Annotated in this window: 15 protein-coding genes; 4 read left to right on the plus strand and 11 right to left on the minus strand. The window is 72.8% G+C overall.

Annotated elements, in window-relative coordinates; all coding sequences use genetic code 11:
- Positions 1–139 precede the first annotated feature (139 nt).
- Together dnaJ and hrcA are read right to left on the minus strand one after the other, a co-directional pair.
- Positions 140–1,273 (minus strand): molecular chaperone DnaJ, encoded by a 1,134-nt coding sequence (gene dnaJ / locus ACFZBB_RS01855; protein WP_355348854.1) that lies wholly within the window; start codon positions 1,271–1,273, stop codon positions 140–142.
- Entirely contained in the window at positions 1,274–2,290 is a 1,017-nt protein-coding gene (gene hrcA / locus ACFZBB_RS01860; RefSeq protein WP_355348857.1) for a heat-inducible transcriptional repressor HrcA, read from the minus strand. It lies immediately after the preceding gene.
- A gap of 252 nt (positions 2,291–2,542) precedes the next feature.
- Here hrcA and ACFZBB_RS01865 point away from each other — a divergent pair, with 252 nt between their 5' ends.
- Together ACFZBB_RS01865 and ACFZBB_RS01870 are read left to right on the plus strand one after the other, a co-directional pair.
- The gene (locus ACFZBB_RS01865; RefSeq protein ID WP_391116788.1) at positions 2,543–3,295 is read left to right on the plus strand and encodes an MBL fold metallo-hydrolase; all 753 of its coding nucleotides are present in this window, start codon (positions 2,543–2,545) and stop codon (positions 3,293–3,295) included.
- Between the two features lie 23 nt (positions 3,296–3,318).
- Entirely contained in the window at positions 3,319–4,143 is an 825-nt protein-coding gene (locus tag ACFZBB_RS01870; RefSeq protein ID WP_391116790.1) for a DUF3097 family protein, read from the plus strand.
- Between the two features lie 22 nt (positions 4,144–4,165).
- Here the strand turns inward: ACFZBB_RS01870 and hemW are convergent, their stop codons facing one another.
- The 4 genes from hemW to lepA form a co-directional block, all read right to left on the minus strand.
- Positions 4,166–5,398, minus strand: a complete 1,233-nt coding sequence (gene hemW, locus ACFZBB_RS01875) for a radical SAM family heme chaperone HemW (protein WP_355348866.1) — start codon at positions 5,396–5,398, stop codon at positions 4,166–4,168.
- A gap of 125 nt (positions 5,399–5,523) precedes the next feature.
- The gene (locus ACFZBB_RS01880; RefSeq protein WP_391116792.1) at positions 5,524–7,434 is read right to left on the minus strand and encodes a SpoIIE family protein phosphatase; all 1,911 of its coding nucleotides are present in this window, start codon (positions 7,432–7,434) and stop codon (positions 5,524–5,526) included.
- A 161-nt stretch (positions 7,435–7,595) separates the two neighbouring features.
- Positions 7,596–9,479, minus strand: a complete 1,884-nt coding sequence (locus ACFZBB_RS01885; protein ID WP_391116795.1) for an AMP-binding protein — start codon at positions 9,477–9,479, stop codon at positions 7,596–7,598.
- A gap of 173 nt (positions 9,480–9,652) precedes the next feature.
- Positions 9,653–11,524 (minus strand): translation elongation factor 4, encoded by a 1,872-nt coding sequence (lepA, locus tag ACFZBB_RS01890; protein WP_391116797.1) that lies wholly within the window; start codon positions 11,522–11,524, stop codon positions 9,653–9,655.
- Positions 11,525–11,748: 224 nt separating this feature from the next.
- Here lepA and rpsT point away from each other — a divergent pair, with 224 nt between their 5' ends.
- A complete protein-coding gene (gene rpsT, locus ACFZBB_RS01895; protein WP_188280821.1) occupies positions 11,749–12,009 on the plus strand; it encodes a 30S ribosomal protein S20 in 261 nt (86 codons plus the stop codon).
- Positions 12,010–12,245: 236 nt separating this feature from the next.
- Here rpsT and holA read toward each other — a convergent pair whose 3' ends face one another.
- The gene (gene holA / locus ACFZBB_RS01900) at positions 12,246–13,232 is read right to left on the minus strand and encodes a DNA polymerase III subunit delta (protein WP_188280822.1); all 987 of its coding nucleotides are present in this window, start codon (positions 13,230–13,232) and stop codon (positions 12,246–12,248) included.
- Between the two features lie 60 nt (positions 13,233–13,292).
- Between holA and ACFZBB_RS01905 the strand changes: the two genes are divergently transcribed.
- Entirely contained in the window at positions 13,293–13,532 is a 240-nt protein-coding gene (locus tag ACFZBB_RS01905; protein ID WP_391116800.1) for a hypothetical protein, read from the plus strand.
- Between the two features lie 47 nt (positions 13,533–13,579).
- Here ACFZBB_RS01905 and ACFZBB_RS01910 read toward each other — a convergent pair whose 3' ends face one another.
- From ACFZBB_RS01910 to ACFZBB_RS01925, 4 genes are read right to left on the minus strand one after another with little or no spacing between them, the layout of a single operon-like run.
- Positions 13,580–14,884, minus strand: coding sequence for an MFS transporter (locus tag ACFZBB_RS01910; RefSeq protein ID WP_391116802.1), 1,305 nt, complete (start codon positions 14,882–14,884; stop codon positions 13,580–13,582).
- Positions 14,881–15,504 (minus strand): helix-turn-helix domain-containing protein, encoded by a 624-nt coding sequence (locus tag ACFZBB_RS01915; protein WP_391116804.1) that lies wholly within the window; start codon positions 15,502–15,504, stop codon positions 14,881–14,883. Before ACFZBB_RS01915 ends, ACFZBB_RS01910 begins: the two co-directional genes overlap by 4 nt.
- Before the next feature lie 58 nt (positions 15,505–15,562).
- On the minus strand, positions 15,563–18,076 hold the full coding sequence (locus tag ACFZBB_RS01920; protein WP_391116806.1) for a ComEC/Rec2 family competence protein: 2,514 nt from the start codon (positions 18,074–18,076) through the stop codon (positions 15,563–15,565).
- Positions 18,073–18,990 (minus strand): helix-hairpin-helix domain-containing protein, encoded by a 918-nt coding sequence (locus ACFZBB_RS01925; protein ID WP_391116808.1) that lies wholly within the window; start codon positions 18,988–18,990, stop codon positions 18,073–18,075. Before ACFZBB_RS01925 ends, ACFZBB_RS01920 begins: the two co-directional genes overlap by 4 nt.
- Between the last annotated feature and the right edge of the window lie 78 nt (positions 18,991–19,068).

Raw genomic sequence — 19,068 nt, forward strand, 5'->3', positions numbered from 1 at the left:
CTCCGAGGACATACCGATCTGCCCCTCTGGGGCCGGTGGTGACCTGCGGGAGCGATTCGGCCGGTCCGCAGTTCCCCGCGCCCCTGAAAAGACCGGCTCACCCCCCGAAGGGGGAAACCTCGCGAGGAGCGCGGGCGCGCTAACGCCCGTTGAAGGCGTCCTTCAGACGGGAGAAGAGGCCCTGCTGGCCCGGCGCGAACTGCCCCAGGGGCCGCTCCTCGCCGCGCAGCACGGCGAGCTGCCGCAGCAGATTCTCCTGCTCGGCGTCGAGCTTGCTGGGGGTGAGGACTTCGACGTGCACGACGAGGTCGCCGCGCCCGCCGCCGCGCAGGTGCGTGACACCGCGCTGGTGGAGCGGGATGGACTGGCCGGACTGCGTGCCGGGCCTGATGTCGATCTCCTCCAGGCCGTCCAGCGTCTCCAGCGGGCACTTGGTGCCGAGGGACGCGGCCGTCATCGGGATGGTGACCGTGCAGTGCAGGTCGTCGCCGCGCCGCTGGAAGACCGGGTGCGGGACCTCGCGGATCTCGACGTAGAGGTCACCGGCCGGGCCGCCGCCGGGGCCGACCTCGCCCTCGCCCGCGAGCTGGATACGTGTGCCGTTGTCGACACCCGCGGGGATCTTGACGGTGAGCGTACGGCGGGAGCGGACGCGGCCGTCGCCCGCGCACTCGGGGCACGGGGTGGGCACGACGGTGCCGAAGCCCTGGCACTGCGGGCAGGGCCTGGACGTCATGACCTGGCCGAGGAAGGACCGGGTGACCTGGGAGACCTCGCCGCGACCGCGGCACATGTCGCAGGTCTGCGCGGCAGTGCCGGGCGCGGCCCCCTCGCCGTTGCAGGTGCCGCAGGTCACGGCGGTGTCGACCTGGATGTCCTTGGTGGTGCCGAACGCGGCCTCGTCCAGCTCGATCTCCAGCCGGATCATCGCGTCCTGGCCGCGCCGGGTGCGCGAGCGCGGCCCGCGCTGCTGCGACTGCCCGAAGAAGGCGTCCATGATGTCGCTGAAGTTGCCGAAGCCCGCACCGAAGCCGCCCGCGCCGCCTCCGCCACCGGCGGCCAGCGGATCGCCGCCGAGGTCGTAGACCTGCTTCTTCTGCGGGTCGGAGAGCACCTCGTAGGCGGCGTTGATCTCCTTGAACCGCTCCTGTGTCTTGGGGTCCGGATTGACGTCCGGGTGCAGCTCACGGGCGAGCCGGCGGAACGCCTTCTTGATCTCGTCCGGGCCTGCGTCGCGGCGCACGCCGAGAACGGCGTAGTAGTCCGTGGCCACTTACGACTCCGCCAGGATCTGTCCGACGTAACGTGCCACTGCGCGTACCGCTCCCATCGTTCCGGGGTAGTCCATGCGGGTCGGTCCGACCACGCCGAGTTTGGCGACTGCCTCGTCGCCCGAACCGTAGCCGACCGCCACCACCGAAGTGGAATTGAGCCCCTCGTGAAAATTCTCATGACCGATCCGTACGGTCATGCCCGAATCCTTGGCCTCGCCGAGGAGTTTGAGGAGCACCATCTGCTCTTCGAGGGCTTCGAGCACCGGCCGGATCGTCAGCGGGAAGTCGTGGTTGAACCGGGTGAGATTCGCCGCGCCGCCGAGCATGATCCGCTCCTCGGTCTCCTCGACGAGCGTTTCGAGGAGCGTGGCGAGCACCGCGGTGACCGCGGGGCGGTCGTCCGGGTCGAAGCCGTCCGGCAGGTCCTGGACCAGCGGGGGCACGTCCGCGAAGCGGCGGCCGACGACCCGGCTGTTGAGCCGGGCGCGCAGGTCGCCGAGCACGGTCTCGCCGATCGGCGCGGAGCAGTCGATGAGCCGCTGTTCGACGCGGCCGGTGTCGGTGATCAGCACGAGCATCACGCGGGCGGGCGCCAGCGGCAGCAGTTCCACGTGCCGGACCGACGAGCGGGTCAGCGACGGGTACTGCACGACGGCGACCTGCCGGGTGAGCTGTGCGAGCAGCCGTACCGTACGGCCGACCACGTCGTCGAGGTCGACCGCGCCGTCCAGGAAGTTCTGGATCGCGCGGCGCTCGGCCGACGACAGCGGTTTGACGCCCGCGAGCTTGTCGACGAAGAGCCGGTAGCCCTTGTCGGTGGGGATGCGGCCGGCGCTGGTGTGCGGCTGGGCGATGTATCCCTCGTCCTCCAGGACCGCCATGTCGTTGCGCACGGTGGCGGGCGAGACGCCCAGCCGGTGCCGTTCGGTGAGCGCCTTGGAGCCGACCGGCTCCTCGGTCCCGACATAGTCCTGGACGATGGCACGCAGCACTTCGAGCCTGCGTTCGCTCAGCATCGCGCACCTCCAGCCGTATGGCCTCGTCCGTCTACCGGTCCTTAAAACCGCCCTGGCCTGGCACTCCTGCGTTTCGAGTGCCAGCCGCCCCGCAGCAAGTGTACGGCGAGGTAGCGAGGGCGAGGCAAGGGCACCGTACGGGTGGGCGAAGTGTGGCGGGATGGGCGGCGGTACGAGGCGCCGGAGCGACGGTCGGCGACGGGCGGCGGGGACGACGGGCGGCGCGGGCGCGGCGGCGATAGCGTCGGTGACGTGAGATCTGCGGAACCGGCGGAGCCGGTGGAGGGCACGGGGTGGGAGCAGTTGGCTCCCGGTGTCGCGCGGCGGCGGCTGCCGCATCTGGATGTGACCATCGGACTGGTGGTCGGCGACGACGGTGTGCTGCTGGTCGACACCGGCTCCACGCTGCGGGAGGGCGCCGAGGTGCGGGCCCAGGTCGAGGCGCTGACCGGCCGCACCGTCACCCATGTCGCGCTCACCCACGGCCATTTCGACCACGTCTTCGGCACGGCGGCCTTCCCCGGCGCCGAGGTGTACGGGCAGACGTCGCTGGCCGCGCTGCTGCGGCGCGAGCGGGAGGCGCTGCGCGAGTCGGCGGTCGCCTTCGGCACCGACCCGGCGGAGGCGGCGCGGGCCGCCGAGGCCCTGGTGCTGCCCGGCCACCCGGTCAGCGGTGAGTACGCCCTTGACCTGGGCCGCGACCGTCCGGTGCTGCTGGTCCACCCCGGCCCCGGCCACACCCGCAACGACCTGGTGGTGGTCGTGCCGGGCGCCACCCCGAGCGATCCCGCCGTGGTCTTCTGCGGCGACCTGGTCGAGGAGTCGGGCGAGCCGCAGGCCGACGACGACGCGGCGCCCGACCGCTGGCCCGGCACCCTGGACGCGCTGCTCGCCCTCGGCGGCGAGACGGCCCGTTACGTGCCCGGCCACGGCGCGGTGGTCGACGCCCGCTTCGTACGGGCCCAGCGCGACGCGCTGGCGGCCCGCTTCGGGTCCGTCGCGTAGCCGCTCTGGCTACGATCTCCCTCATGCGCAGCAGGAGTTACGACGACCCCGACCTCACTCCCCCGTGGAAGCGGAGTACGCCCGCGCCCGAGGTGGCCGCGGAGCGGGATCTGGTGGTCGAGGAGGTCGGCACCGGTTTCTGCGGGGCCGTGGTGCGGGTGGAGAAGACCGCCGAGGGGCTGACGGTCACGCTGGAGGACCGCTTCGGCAAGCACCGCGTCTTCCCGATGGAGCCGCGCGGCTTCCTCATCGACGGCAAGCAGGTCACCCTCGTCCGCCCGCAGGCGCCGGGCCCGCGCGGGCCCCTGCTGTCCGCCTCCGGCTCGATCGCGGTCACCGGCGCGAAGGCGCGGGTGGCGCGCGCCGGACGGATCTACGTCGAGGGCCGGCACGACGCCGAGCTGGTCGAACGCGTCTGGGGGCACGATCTGCGCGTCGAGGGCGTCGTGGTCGAGTACCTGGAGGGGGTGGACGACCTCCCGGCCATCGTCGACTCCTTCTCGCCGGGTCCCGACGCCCGCCTGGGCGTCCTGGTCGACCACCTGGTGCCGGGCTCCAAGGAGTCCCGTATCGCGGCGGCGGTCACCGGGGCGGACGTCCTGATCGTCGGCCACCCCTATATCGACGTGTGGGAGGCCGTGAAGCCGTCCTCCGTCGGCATCCGGGAGTGGCCGCGCGTCCCGCGCGGCGAGGACTGGAAGACCGGGATCTGCCGCAGCCTCGGCTGGAACATGACGACGGGTGAGGCGTGGCAGCGGATCCTGGCCTCGGTCCACACCTACAAGGACCTCCAGCCGGAGCTGCTGGGCAGGGTCGAGGAGCTGATCGATTTCGTGACGGCGCCGTAGGGCGGCCGTCCCCGGGGCGGTCCTAGTCGACCAGGTCCCTGACGACGGCGTCGGCCAGCAGTCGGCCGCGCAGGGTGAGGACGGCGCGGCCGTCCGCGTAAGGACCGGCCTCCAGGAGGCCGTCCGTTACCGCGCGGGCGGCGGCGCGGGCGCCCTCCTCGGCGAGGAGGTCGAGGGGGCAGCCGTCGGCGAGGCGCAGCTCCAGCAGGACGCGCTCGACTCGGCGGTCCTCCGCGGTGAGGATCTCCCGCCCGGCGCCGGGTGAGCGTCCCTCGCCGAGGGCCTGCGCGTAGGCGCCGGGGTGTTTGACGTTCCACCAGCGCACCCCGCCGACGTGGCTGTGGGCGCCGGGCCCCGCGCCCCACCAGTCGGCGCCGGTCCAGTACAGCTCGTTGTGGGTGCAGCGCCCGGCGGGGGTGGTGGCCCAGTTGGAGACCTCGTACCAGGTGAAGCCCGCGGCGGCGAGCCGCTCGTCCGCGATGAGGTAGCGGTCGGCGTGCACGTCGTCGTCGGTCATGGGCACCTCGCCGCGCCGGATCCGCCGGGCGAGCTGCGTGCCCTCCTCGACGATCAGCGCGTACGCGGACACGTGGTCGGGACCCGCGGCGACGGCCGCGTCCAGGGAGGCGCGCCAGTCGTCGTCGGACTCCCCCGGCGTGCCGTAGATCAGGTCGAGGTTGACGTGCTCGAATCCGGCGGCGCGCGCCTCGGCGACGCATGCCTCGGGGCGCCCTGGGGTATGGGTGCGGTCCAGCACCTTCAGTACGTGCTGCCGCGCGCTCTGCATCCCGAACGACACCCGGTTGAAGCCGCCCGCGCGCAGTTCCGCGAGGTAGCCGGGGTCGACGGACTCCGGGTTGGCCTCCGTGGTGATCTCGGCGCCGTCGGCGAGGCCGAATTCGTCGCGGATCGCGGCCAGGGCGCGGACGAGGTCGGCGGCGGGCAGCAGCGTCGGGGTGCCGCCGCCGACGAAGACCGTCTCGACCGGGCGCGGGTCGTCGCCCAGGACCTTCCTGGCCAGTCTGATCTCGTCGGTGAGCACGTCCGCGTAGTTCTCGCGGGAGGCGAGGGCGCCGCCCGAGCCGCGCAATTCGGTGGCGGTGTAGGTGTTGAAGTCGCAGTAGCCGCAGCGGGTCGCGCAGTACGGCACGTGCAGGTAGAAGCCGAGCGGCCGGTCCGCCGCCCCGTCGAGCGCGTGCGCGGGCAGCGTCCCGTCCGCGGGCACGGGCTCACCATCAGGCAGTACGGAAGGCATCTGTCCAGTATCCGGTACGCGCGAGGTGCCCGAATCCGTGCGGTCGCCCGCCTCGCGCGGGTCGCGGTCGCCGGCCCCGCTCGGGTCCCGGTCCCGGTCCCGCTCGGGTCCCGGTCCCGGCGCGCTCACATCGCCTGGAGGACCAGCAGCGCCAGGTCGTCGGCGGGCGGCGCGTCGTCGTACTCGTGGACCGCGCGCCGGATGCGTTCCGCGACGGCGACGGCGGTGAGCCCCACGCAGCCGCCGAGCGCCGCCGCCAGGCCGTCGTCGTCGTCGAACTGCCGGTGCCCGCGGCGGCGTTCGGTGACGCCGTCGGTGACGCACAGCAGTGTCTCGCCGGGGGTGAGGTCGAAGGACTCGCAGTCGTACCGCGTGTCGTCGCCGATGCCGAGCAGCATCTGCGGGCTCGCGGCCTCGCGTACCCGCCCGTCCGGGGTGAGGACCAGCGGCAGCGGGTGTCCGGCCGAGGCGAGCGTGCAGCGGGCGCCGCGGCCTGTGGCGTACGGCACGATCTCGCCGTAGAGCAGCGACAGGAAGCGGGCCTGGCCGCCCTCCCAGTCGCCGGTCTCGCCGATCAGGGCGGTGGCGGCCTCGTCGGCGAGCGCCTTGTTGAGGCGGTCGAGGACGTCGGGGACGCCGTAGCCCTCGCGGGCCAGCAGCCGCAGGACCGGGCGGGCGATGCCGGTCAGCGAGGCGGCCTCGGGGCCGTTGCCGCAGACGTCGCCGAGGGCGAAGCACCAGCGGCCGTCGCCCGCGGGGAACAGGTCGTAGAAGTCGCCGCCGACCCAGTCGCCCGCGGTCGGCTCGTACACCACGGCGTGGTCGACGCCGGGGATGCGGCCCGCGGCGGGCGGCAGCAGGCCGCGTTGCAGGACGGTGCTGATCATCGCCTGGCGGGCGTACTGCCGCGCGGTGTCCACGGCGAGCGCGACCCGGCGCCCGAAGTCCTCGACCAGGCCGACCACCTCGCCCGGCAGACCGAGCAGGCCGGTGCGGCCGAGCAGCAGCGTGCCGTGCCGGTGCCCGGCGGCGACCAGCGGTACGGCCAGCGCGCCGCCGTGCTCCCACATGTCGTCGGTGGCCGGCCAGGGCCACGGCATGGCGCCGCCGAGGCGGGTGCCGGAGCGCAGGCCCGGCGGGGGCGGGGTTTTCTCCAGTACGGCGCGCAGGCCGTCGATACGGTGCTCCGCGCCGTGCCAGACGCTGGACAGCCGTGGCCGGCCGCCGGTCCCGTAGAGCCAGACCGCGCACCAGTCCGCGAGCCGCGGCACGAGGAGCTGGGTCGCCAGCACGGCCACGTTGTCCTCGTCGAGCTGGCCCGCGAGCAGGTCGGACGCCTCGGCGAGGAAGGACAGGGAGCCGCGGTTGATCCAGTCGGAGTCCGCTTTTCGGGCGGAGCCGGAGGGCGCGGGCGCCAGGATCTCGGCGGCCCGCAGGCCGCGCGGGAGCGACTCCTCGCTCCCTTCGCTCCCCTCGGGCGGGGGCGGGCCGGTGAGGTCGAGGCGGCACCAGACGGTTTTACGGTCGCGGCGGTAGCTGATGCCCCAGGCGTCGGACAGGGCGGCGACGAGTTGCAGGCCGCGACCGCCTTCCCTGTGGTCACCGGGGTCCGGCCGGTCGTCGCCGCGCAGCACCCGTGCCGGGTACTGGTCGGACACCTCGATCACCAGGCCGGGCTCCCGCGATCCCCTGTCCCCGAACGCCTCCGCCGCTGCCTGCGCTCTCGTCTCCAGTCGGCACAGGACGTCCACGGTGGTGCCCGCGTGGATCACCGCGTTGGTCGCCAGCTCGCTGACCAGCAGGATCGCGTCGTCCACGACCTGTTCGGTGAACGCGGCGGCCTCCGGCAGGCCCTGGCTCGTCCAGTCGGCGAGCGCGGCCCGCAGGAAGCGCCGGGCGGCGCCCGCCGCGAGCTGATTGCCGGGCAGCGTGGTACCGGAAGCGGTGCCGGTGCCGGTGCTGATACCGGCGCCGGTACGGGTGCTGGCGGTACGGGTGCCGGTGCCCTCGCGGGGGCGTGGCGGGTCGAGCCTCACAGGCGGCTCCCGAGGATGCGGCGACAACGCACACACCGTGACACACGGAACCCGTCCGAACGCGCCGCGTGACCCCGGGGTCCCCCGAATCGGTCCCCGCCCGGCCAACTCCGGGCGCGGCGCGCCCGCGAGGGGGTACCCTGCGCGCCGCTCGCGGGGGCTTACGCCTCGCGCGCTCCGGCGTACATCTCCTCGATCAGCGGGGCGAATTCGCGCTCGACGACCGGGCGCTTGAGCTTCAGGCTCGGGGTGAGGTCGCCGTGTTCGATGTCGAGGTCGCGGGGCAGGACGCGGAATTCGCGGATCTGCTGCCAGCGCTGGAGGTTGTCGTTGACGCGCTGGACGTAGCCGGCGATGAGTTCGCGGACCTCGTCGGTGCCGACGACATCGGCGTAGGAGCGGCCTTCGAGGCCGTGCTCCGCGGCCCAGACGAGGATGGTGGGCTCGTCGAGGGCGAGCAGCGCCGTACAGAAATTCCGGCCGCCGCCGACGACCAGGACGTTGCTGACGAAGGGGCACACCGCCTTGAACTGTCCCTCGACCTCGGCGGGCGCGATGTACTTGCCGCCCGAGGTCTTGATCAGGTCCTTCTTGCGGTCGGTGATCTTCAGGAAGCCGTCGGGCGACAGTTCGCCGATGTCGCCGGTGTGGAACCAGCCGTCGGACTCCAGCACCTCGGCGGTCTTCTCGGGCAGCCCGTGGTAGCCCTGCATGATGCCGGGGCCGCGCAGCAGGATCTCGCCGTCCTCGGCGATCCGGACCTCAAGGCCGGGCAGCGCCTTGCCGACGGTGCCGGTGCGGTAGGACTCGCCGGGGTTGACGAAGCTGGCGGCGCTGGACTCGGTGAGGCCGTAGCCCTCCAGGATGTGGATTCCGGCGCCGGAGAAGAAGTAGCCGATCTCGGGGGCGAGCGCGGCCGAGCCGGACACGCAGGCGCGCAGCTTCCCGCCGAACGCCTCGCGGATCTTGGCGTAGACGAGCTTGTCGGCGATCGCGTGCTTGGTGCGCAGGCCGACCGGCACGGTCGGGACGCCGGTCAGCCGCAGGCTGTTCTGCGCGGCCTTGGCGTACTCGCGGGCGACCTCCGCCGCCCACAGGAAGATCTTGTACTTGGCGCCGCCGCCCGCCCTGGCCTTGGCGGCGACCCCGTTGTAGACCTTCTCGAAGATCCTCGGCACGGCGGCCATGTAGGTCGGCTGGACGACCGGCAGATTCTCGATGATCTTGTCGACGCGGCCGTCGACGGCGGTGACGTGGCCGACGGTGATGTGCCCGGCGGTCAGCACCTTGCCGAAGACGTGCGCGAGGGGCAGCCACAGGTACTGCACGTCGTTCTCGTCGAGCAGCCCGATCGCCTCGATGGCGCGCGCCATGTACGCCCAGCAGTCCTGCGGCAGCCGGACGCCCTTGGGGCGGCCCGTGGTGCCGGAGGTGTAGATGAGGGTGGCGAGCTGGTCCTTGGTGATGGCGGCGACGGCGTCGGTGACGGCGGCCGGGTGCTGCTCCAGGTAGGCGGCGCCGCGCTTGATCAGCTCGTCGAGCGACAGCACCCAGCCGTCGCCGTCCGTGTCGGCCGCCCCGGCAGCGTCCATGACCACGACATGCGTCAGCTCGGGCAGCTCGGCGCGGCGCTCGCGGGCCTTGGCGAGCTGCGCCGCGTTCTCCGCGATCAGGACGCGGCTGCCGGAGTCGGCGAGGATGAACGCGGTCTCGTCGGCGTTGGTGCTCGGGTAGACGGTGGTGGTGGCCGCGCCCGCGCACAGGATGCCCAGGTCGGCGAGGATCCAGTCGACCGAGGTGTTGGACGAGATCGCCACCCGCTCCTCGGGCCGGATGCCGAGGTCCATCAGGCCGGCGGCGATGGCGTAGACCCGCTCGGCGGCGGCGCCCCAGGTGAGCGCCTGCCAGGTGTCGGGGCCCTGGCCGCTCTCGGACGGGACCGGGAAGCGGTACGCCTCCGCGTCGGGGGTCGCCGTCACGCGCTCCAGAAAGAGCGTCGCCACGGAGGGCGGCCGATTCTCGATCAACGTCTGTGTGTCGGTCACGACAACCTCCGGGCCCGCGCCTGTGTTCTTAACTCACCAGTAACCTACGTCGGATCAGGGTAGAGGGCCGACGCCCGGCGCGTAAGAGGGGAAGGCCCGCCGGTTGCCCCGGATGCCCCGTTCGCCTCATCCCCTGCCGCTTCGGCCCCGGCCCCGCCCCTCACCTGCTTCTTCTACTTCTTCGCCTTCGACTCGCCCTCGGAGTCGGTCGACAGGACGGCGATGAACGCCTCCTGCGGCACCTCCACGTTGCCGACCATCTTCATCCGCTTCTTGCCTTCCTTCTGCTTCTCCAGCAGCTTGCGCTTACGCGAGATGTCACCGCCGTAGCACTTGGCCAGCACGTCCTTGCGGATGGCGCGGACGGTCTCGCGGGCGATCACGCGGGCGCCGATGGCGGCCTGGATCGGCACCTCGAAGTTCTGCCGCGGGATCAGCTCGCGCAGCTTGGCCACCAGCCGGACGCCGTACGCGTACGCCTTGTCCTTGTGGGTGATCGCGGAGAAGGCGTCCACCTTGTCGCCGTGCAGCAGGATGTCGACCTTGACCAGGTCGGCGCTCTGCTCACCGGTGGGCTCGTAGTCGAGCGAGGCGTAGCCGCGGGTCTTGGACTTCAGGTTGTCGAAGAAGTCGAAGACGATCTCGGCCAGCGGCAGGGTGTAGCGGATCTCGACCCGGTCCTCGGAGAGGTAGTCCATGCCGAGCAGCGAGCCGCGACGGTTCTGGCACAGCTCCATGATCGCGCCGATGAACTCGGTGGGCGCAAGCACCGTCGCCCTGACCACCGGCTCGTAGACCTCGGCGATCTTGCCCTCGGGGAACTCGCTGGGGTTGGTGACCGTGTACTCGGTGCGGTCCTCCATGACGACGCGGTAGACCACGTTGGGCGCGGTCGCGATCAGGTCGAGGCCGAATTCACGCTCCAGGCGCTCGCGGATCACGTCGAGGTGCAGCAGGCCGAGGAAGCCGACGCGGAAGCCGAAGCCGAGGGCGGCGGACGTCTCCGGCTCGTAGACCAGCGCCGCGTCGTTGAGCTGGAGCTTGTCCAGCGCCTCGCGCAGCTCGGGGTAGTCCGAGCCGTCCAGCGGGTAGAGGCCGGAGAACACCATGGGCTTGGGGTCCTTGTAGCCGCCCAGCGCCTCGGTCGCGCCGCGGTTCAAGGTGGTGATGGTGTCACCGACCTTGGACTGCCGTACGTCCTTCACACCCGTGATCAGATAGCCGACCTCGCCGACGCCGAGGCCGTCGTGCGGCTTCATCTCGGGCGACGAGACGCCGATCTCCAGCAGCTCGTGGGTGGCGCCGGTGGACATCATCTTGATCCGCTCACGCTTGGTGAGCTGGCCGTCGATGACACGGACGTAGGTGACCACGCCCCGGTAGGAGTCGTAGACCGAGTCGAAGATCATCGCGCGGGCGGGCGCGTCGGCGACGCCGACCGGCGGCGGCACGTCCTGGACCACCCGGTCGAGCAGCGCGTCCACGCCGACGCCGGTCTTCGCCGAGACCTTGAGCACATCGGAGGGGTCGCAGCCGATGAGGTTGGCCAGTTCCTCGGAGAACTTCTCCGGCTGGGCGGCCGGCAGGTCGATCTTGTTCAGCACGGGAACGATCGTCAGGTCGTTCTCCATCGCCAGGTAGAGGTTGGCGAGGGTCTGCGCCTCGATGCCCTGCGCCGCGTCGACCAGCAGGACCGTGCCCTCGCAGGCGGCCAGCGACCGCGAGACCTCATAAGTGAAGTCGACGTGGCCCGGTGTGTCGATCATGTTCAGGATGTGCGTGCTGCCGGTGCCGTCGCCCGTGGTCGGCGCCCAGGGCAGCCGGACGGCCTGCGACTTGATCGTGATGCCCCGCTCGCGCTCGATGTCCATCCGGTCGAGGTACTGGGCGCGCATCTGGCGTGCGTCGACGACGCCGGTGAGCTGGAGCATCCGGTCGGCGAGGGTGGACTTGCCGTGGTCGATGTGCGCGATGATGCAGAAGTTGCGGATCAACGCCGGGTCGGTACGGCTCGGCTCCGGCACATGGGAAGGGGTCGCGGGCACGCAGGGTCCATTTTCTCGGGTCGGGCGGGCTGGTTGCTCGGGGCGAGCGGGGCTGGCGTAAGGGCTATCGTCCCATGGTTGCGGCACCGGCACCGGTTTGGGCCGTCCTGTGAACGGCTGGTAGCCTGGAGCACTGTGCCTCGTGCCCTCTAACCCGAGGCATCTGCTCGTTTCAGTACCAAGTAGCAAACCCAAGCATCAATCGAACCTGAGAAGGCTCTTTCGTGGCGAACATCAAGTCCCAGATCAAGCGGAACAAGACCAACGAGAAGGCGCGCCTGCGCAACAAGGCCGTCAAGTCCGAGCTGAAGACCGCGATCCGTCGCACCCGCGAGGCCGTGGCCGCCGGTGACGCCGAGAAGGCCACCGAGGCCGCTCGTCTCGCCGCCAAGAAGCTCGACAAGGCCGTCAGCAAGGGCGTCATCCACAAGAACCAGGCCGCCAACAAGAAGTCGGCGCTGGCTCAGTCGGTCTCCGCTCTCTGATCTCCGCTCTTTCGATTCATCGCGGGCAACCGGACCCAGCGGCCCCTCTACCGCCCGGGCCCGCACTTCGCACCACCGCGGTCGCGCACGATCTGCGTTCGCCACGCGGGCGCGACCGCACCCAGTGAGAGCACTGACGTGAACCGCCCGTCCGGGACTCCCGGACGGGCGGTTCTGTTGTCCGAGGGCTGCTGTCGGAGGGCCGCTGTCCGAGGGCCGCGCGGTCCGGTCTCCGGTCAGGAGCGGGCGCGGGATGCCTGGGCGATGGTGACGACGGCCTTCTCCAGGGCGTAGGCGGGGTCGGCGCTGCCGCCCTTGACGGCGGCGTCGGCCTCGGCGACGGCCCGCAGGGCGGTCGAGACGCCGTCCGCGGACCAGCCGCGGATCTGCTGCCTGACCCGGTCGATCTTCCACGGCGGCATGCCGAGGTCCCTGGCGAGCTGGCCGGGGTTGGCGCCGCGCGGCGCGGAGGCGAGCTTGCCGATGGCGCGGACGCCGGAGGCCAGCGCGAAGGTGATGCCGGGCAGCGGCTGGCCGACGGACAGCGCCCAGCGCAGCCGCTCCAGCGCCTCCGCGGTACGGCCGGTGACGGCGAGGTCGGCGACCTCGAAGCCGGTGGCCTCGGCGCGGCCGGTGTAGTAGCGGGCGACCACGGCCGCGTCGATGGTGCCTTCGATGTCGGCGACGAGCTGCGCGCAGGCGCTCGCCAGCTCCCGCAGGTCGCTGCCGATCGAGTCGACCAGGGCCTGGGTGGCCTCGGGCGTCGCGGAGCGGCCCAGCGTACGGAACTCGCCGCGCACGAACGCCAGCCGGTCCGCGGGCTTCGTCATCTTCGGGCAGGCCACCTCGCGCGCCCCGGCCTTGCGCGCCGCGTCCAGCAGCGCCTTGCCCTTGGCGCCGCCCGCGTGCAGCAGGACCAGCGTGATCTCCTCGACGGGCGCGGCCAGATACGCCTTGACGTCCTTGACCGTGTCCGCCGACAGGTCCTGCGCGTTGCGCACCACCACGACCTTGCGCTCGGCGAACAGCGACGGGCTGGTCAGCTCCGCCAGCGTGCCCGGCTGGAGCGCCTCGGGGGCCAGGTCCCGCACATCGGTGTCCGCGTCGGCCGCGCGGGCCGCCGTGACGACCTCGCGCACGGCGCGGTCGAGCAGCAGGTCCTCCTGGCCCACGGCGAGCGTGAGCGGAGCGAGCGGGTCGTCTGAAGCAGTCTTCCTGGCCATCGCCGCCCAGCATCCCACGGGGGTCGGACATCGCCGCACCGCGTCGGGGACACTGGTGCGGTGAGCGACGTACGACATGTGCTGGTGCTGCCCGACCGCGACGCCGCGGAGGAGGTCGCCGAGCTGCTGACCGCGCGCTTCGCCCTGCGCGAGGAGCCGCACCTGGTCCGGGACGCCCTCGCGGGCGAGGACGACGCCGAGGACGCCCAGTGGCTGGTGGTCGTCGAGGACAGTGACGGGGGTCTCGACCCGTCGGCGCTGGACGCGCTGGCCGCGCAGTTCGAGGGCTGGCTGGAGTAGCGAGGCGGGGTGCGCGGGGCGGAATGTGCGGGGCGAGGTGCGCGGGCCTACGTCGCTGCCGCCGTCTTCCGATCCGCTGCCGCTTCCGTCTCCGCTGCCGCTTCTGCCGCCGGGTCGGGCTCCTCGTCGGGGAGTTCGCGTATGCGCGGTATCGGCGAGGGCAGCAGCCACAGCACGCTGAGCAGGCCGCCGACGGTGGCGATCCACAGCGTCGGGCGCAGTCCGATCGCGCTGCCGAGGGTGCCGCCGACGAGCGCGCCGAGCGGGCGGACACCGTAGTTGACGGTACGGAAGGCGCCGCTGACCCGTGAGCGCAGGGCGTCGGGTATGACGGCGCTCTGCAAGGAGCCGCTGGCGATGTCGAGCAGCATCAGGCCGAAGCCGGAGGCGAATTCGGCGGCGAAGAAGGCGGCGAGCAGCAGCGGGGGCGGCCCGGTCGCCAACGGGATCAGGATCAGCGGCGCGGGGAACCCTATGAATCCCAGGACCAGGGTCGGCCCGACCCCGATCGACCGGGCGATCCGTCCGGTGAGCACCGCGCCGATCACGCTGCCGACCGCGCCGGCCCCGATGGCCAGGCCCAACAGCCCGGCGTTCAGGCCGAGTTGTTCGACGGCGTAGAGGATCACCAGGGTGTGGAAGACGAAGTTGAAGAAGTTCACCGTCGCCGCCGCCGCCGCGAGCGAGCGCAGCACGCGGGAACGGACGATGAAGCGCAGCCCCGCCGTGAAGTGCCCTTTGCGCGGCGGCGCGGCCGGTGGTTCCACCGGGGCTATCCGCGCGAGCAGCACGGCCGAGACCAGATACGAGCAGGCGTCGGCGAGCAGCGCGAGCGGTGCGGCGAGCACCTGCACGAGCAGGCCGCCGACGCTGGGGCCCGCCACGAACGAGAAGGCCCGGCTGCCGCTGGTCAGCGAATTGCCCCGCACATACTCCTCGGGGCGCACCAGCGACACGAACAGCGTGGCGTTGCAGACGTCGAAGACGACGGCGAGCGTGCCGACGGCGAAGGCGACCGCGTAGAGCTGCGCCAGGGTGAGCACCCCGAGGGCGTAACCCACCGGGAGCGAGACCATCAGGGCCGCCCTCAGCAGGTCGACGGCGATCATGGTCTGCCTGCGGCGACCCCGCCGGTCGGCCCAGGCCCCGGCCGGGAGCGAGAACAGCAGCGCGGGCAGCAGGCCCGCCATCGACAGCCAGCCCATCTGGGCCGCGTCGGCATGCAGCACGAGGACGGCGGCGAGCGGAATGGCCAGGAAGGTGATCTGGTCACCGAGCAGCGAGACGGTCTGGCCCGTCCAGTACCGCCGGAAGGGCCGCTGCCTGAGCAGTTCCGGCACCACGGCGATCACCTCTCCTCGGGGTCGGGCTCCGGAGGGCGGCCGTCCTCGGGGTGCTCGGGGTCGACGTAGCCGATCTGGAGGTAGGGCACCCGCCGGGCGCCCTCGGGTCGGCGGGCCGGGTCGTTGAGCCGGTCGGCGTACCGGGCCAGGAGCGCGTCGATCTCCTCGCCGAGGGCGGTCAGTTCGTCGGGTGTCACATACAGGGACGTGTCCGTGAAGCGCTCGGCCTCCTGCCACTTCCGGGGCAGTGCGCCGCGCGTCTCGATGGCCCGCGTCATCCGGTGGAAGTAGTTCTCGGCGACGGCCACGGTCAGTGCCTCGGCCGCCGACGCGACCGCCGTGTCCTCCGAGTAGCCGGGCCAACTCGTGAACTCGGCCGTGGCCCGCCACGGCTTCTCCCGCCCGGGTCCTGGCGGTGCCTCTTCCACCAGGCCGTACTTGGCGAGTATCCGCAGGTGGTACGAGCAACTGGCGACGGATTCGCCGGTCAGCTCCGCCGCCCGCGTCGCGGTGAACGGCCCCTCGCGGCGGAGCAGCCCGACGAGCGACATCCGTGTGGGGTGCGCGTAGGCGCGCAGGGCGCGCGGGTCGGTGAGCTGGACCTTGGACTCCATCGGCTTGTCCTCCATGTATCTAAAGCTATCTTTAGAAAGCTTTCATTACAAGCACTCCTTTACAAAGGGTTCTTTACATCCCTGTCCCCTTCCCGGCCACGCTCGTCCGCAGCTCCCCCCGCCCGTCCTCGCCAACCGCGATCGACCCGTCGGTGTCCGTCCGCAGCACCACCGCTCCCAGTGCCCGCAGCGCCGCGATCGTCCGGGCCGCCGGGTGACCGTAGGGGTTGTCCGCGCCGACCGAGATCACCGCGAGCCGCGGCCGCACCCGGTCGAACAGCTCCTTGTCCTGATACGCCGACCCGTGGTGCGCCACCTTCAGGACATCGACCCGCGGCAGATCCGGCGCCTGCGCCAACAGCCGCTCCTGTGCGGCCGGTTCCAAGTCGCCCATCAGCAGCAGCGTCAGACCTCCGGTGCGGACCAGCAGCGCCACACTGGCGTCGTTCGGCCCGTTGTCGGGCAGCGCCGCCGCACTGGGCGGCGGCCACAGCACCCGCCACTCCAGCGGGCCGAGACCGCGCCGCTCCCCCGCCGCCGCGAGCACCATCGGCACCCCGGCCGCCGCCGCTTCCCGCCGTACGACCGCGGCCTGCCGCGGCGGCTCGCCCAGCACCGTCGTCTCGATCGCGCCTACGCTGCGGCCCCGCAGGACCCCCGGCAGACCGTCCACGTGGTCGGCGTGGAAGTGCGTCAGGATCAGCAGCGGCACGGAGGTGACGCGCAGGTCGCGCAGGCAGCGGTCGACCTTGTCCGGCTCCGGCCCCGCGTCCACCACGACCGCCGCGCCCGGCCCCGCCGACAGCGCCAGGGCGTCGCCCTGCCCGACGTCGCACATCGCGAACCGCCAGCCGCCCGGCGGCCAGGCCGCCACGAACCTCGGCAGCTCCACCGGCCGCACCAGCGCGAGCAGCAGCAGGAACGCGCACACGACGCACAGCCACGGCCTGCGCCGCAGCACCCCGCCGCCGACCACGACGGCCGCCGTCAGCGCCGCCAGCAGCGCCGCGCCCGCCCAGCCGCCCGGCCAGGCGACCTCGGCGCCCGGCAGCGCAGCGCCGTGCCGGGCCACCGCCGCGATCCAGCCGGTCGGCCAGCCCGCGAGCCACGCCAGCGCGCGGGCGGCGGGCAACGCGACCGGGGCGACCGCCAGTGCCCCGAACCCGAGGACCGTGGCCGGACCCACCGCCGGTTCCGCCAGCAGATTGCACGGCACCGCGACCAGGCTGAGGCGGGCCGACAGCAGCACGATCACCGGACCGCACACCGCCTGCGCGGCCCCCGCCGCCGCCAGCGCCTCCGCCAGCCTCGGCGGCACCCCCCTGGCCCGTAACGCCTCGCTCCAGCGGGGCGCCAGCGTCAACAGCGCACCCGTGGCGAGCACCGACAGCGCGAAGCCGTAGGAGCGGGCCAGCTCCGGCTCGTACAGCACCAGCAGCAGCACCGCCGCGGCCAGCGCCGGGAGCAGGGACCGGCGGCGGCCGGTGCCGATGGCCAGCAGCGTGATCAGCCCGCAGGCGGCGGCCCGCAACACGCTCGGGTCCGGTCGGCAGACCAGCACGAATCCGAGCGTCAGGCCCGTGCCGAGCAGCGCCGTCAGCCGGAGCGGCAGCCCCAAGGAGGCGGCCAGGCCCCGCCGTTCGGCCCTGATCGCCACACCCGGCGGTCCGATCAGCAGGATCAGGACGATCGTGAGGTTGCCTCCGGAGACGGCCGTGAGGTGAGTGAGATCGGTGGCCCGGAAGGCGGCCTTCAGGTCGGGTGTGAGGCCCGTGGTGTCGCCCACGACCAGCCCCGGCAGCAGCGCGCGGGCGTCTGCGGGCAGTGGGCGGCTCGCCTCCCGCAGGCCCGCGCGGAGTCGGCCCGCGACGCGCTGCGGCAGGCTCGGCGGTGCCAGAACGCGGGGCGGTCCCTGCACCTTGAGCAGGGCGGCGGCCCTGTCCCCCGGCCGGTCCGCCGGGGCCAGCCGGGCCGTGACCGCGATCCTCGTGGACGGCAGCAGCTTCAGCCACCGCCCGACCTCCCCCTCGGCCAGCACCACCACCGGCGTCCGGACGCGCGTGCCGCCGACCCGTAACGCCTCTCCCCCGACGACGGCCGTCCGTGGCGCCTGTGCGGCTCCCCGCACCCGTGGGCGGGCCTCCGTCGGGTCGCCTGTCACCCGCAGCTCGACCTCCGCCACCGCTCCGCGCTCGGCCATCCCCGCCACCGGCCCCCGATACCGGTCCGCCTCCCCGAGCACGGCCGCGCCCGCCCCCACCGCCCCGCACAACACCACCGCCGCCAGCGCCGCCCCCAACTCCCGCCGCCCGCCGCCCCTCACGCCTGCCGCCACCAACAGCGCCGCGCCCGCGAGGAGCGCCGCCAGCACCACCCCGATCCCGACGCGCGTCCCCAGCCCCGGCCCGACCGCCGCCCCGCCCCAGGCCGCCACCGCGGGGCCCACCAACCGCCAGTCCGGCGGTCCTTCCTGCCGTGGGTTCGCGGCCCCGAGCCGCGATGCCGCCGCCGCGTGCACAGCGGCCCGCTCGCTTGCCGCGGGTCCTGCGCCCTCGGGGTCGTCGCTGCCGGCCACGGGGCGGGTCATGGGTGGACCAGGGGCTTGAGGGTGGTGAATTTGCGGTCACCGATGCCGGGGACTTGGCGCAGTTGGTCGACGGAGGTGAAGGAGCCGTGCCGGGTGCGGAACTCGAGGATGTGCTGGGCGAGAACGGGGCCGACGCCGGGCAGGGCGTCGAGTTGGGCGGCGGTGGCGGAGTTGAGGCTGACGGGGGAGCCGGGGGCGGCGGCGGGGTCGCCGGGTTCGGCCGGGGCACCGGGGGCCGGGGCGATGCCGACCAGGATCTGTTCGCCGTCTGTGAGGGGGCGGGCGAGGTTGAGGGTGCTGGTGTCCGTGCCGGGGAGGGCGCCGCCGGCGGCGGAGAGGGCGTCGGCGACGCGGGAACCGGGAGGCAGGCGCCGCAGCCCCGGTCTGGCGACCTTGCCCGCGATGTCCACGGTGAGCTTCGGCGCGGGGGTGGTCGTGGCCGCCGACGCCATGGCCGAGGCGCCCACGGCCGTCAGCGGCCTCCCCGACGACGACAGCGGTGGCGGCACCGCGATCGTCCGGGGGCGGCCCGCCACGAAGTGCTGCACCGCGAGGCCACCCGCGATGACCAGTACGGCCACCAACGCCAGCACCGTCTTGAACTCCAGCCCGCAGCGGACGAAGAGCCAGGTGCGCAAGCGTCGTACCGGACCGGTCGGTTCCTCGGCCGCCGCGGGCCGCTCGGACAGAGGCAGCGGCAGCGGCAGCGGCAGCGGCAGCGGCTCAGGCGAGGGCTCAGGCGAGGGCCCCGACCGTTCCGGTGGTTCCGACCGCGCCCCCGGCGGCCCTTCCCGCGCGCCGCGCTCCACCGCCGTACCGAACAGCGCGGCGGCGCGCTCGCGCACCTCGGCCGGGTCGGGGCCGGACTTTCGTTGCGGACGGATGGCGGTGCGGATCGGTTCCAGAGAGTTCATGGGTCCGATGCTGGACCCGATCACCGCCGAAAGATGATCTTGGTCTGAATCTGTGGACGACTCGGCGATTGTGGATAA

Source organism: Streptomyces sp. NPDC008139, assembly GCF_042957025.1.
Taxonomy (GTDB): domain Bacteria; phylum Actinomycetota; class Actinomycetes; order Streptomycetales; family Streptomycetaceae; genus Actinacidiphila.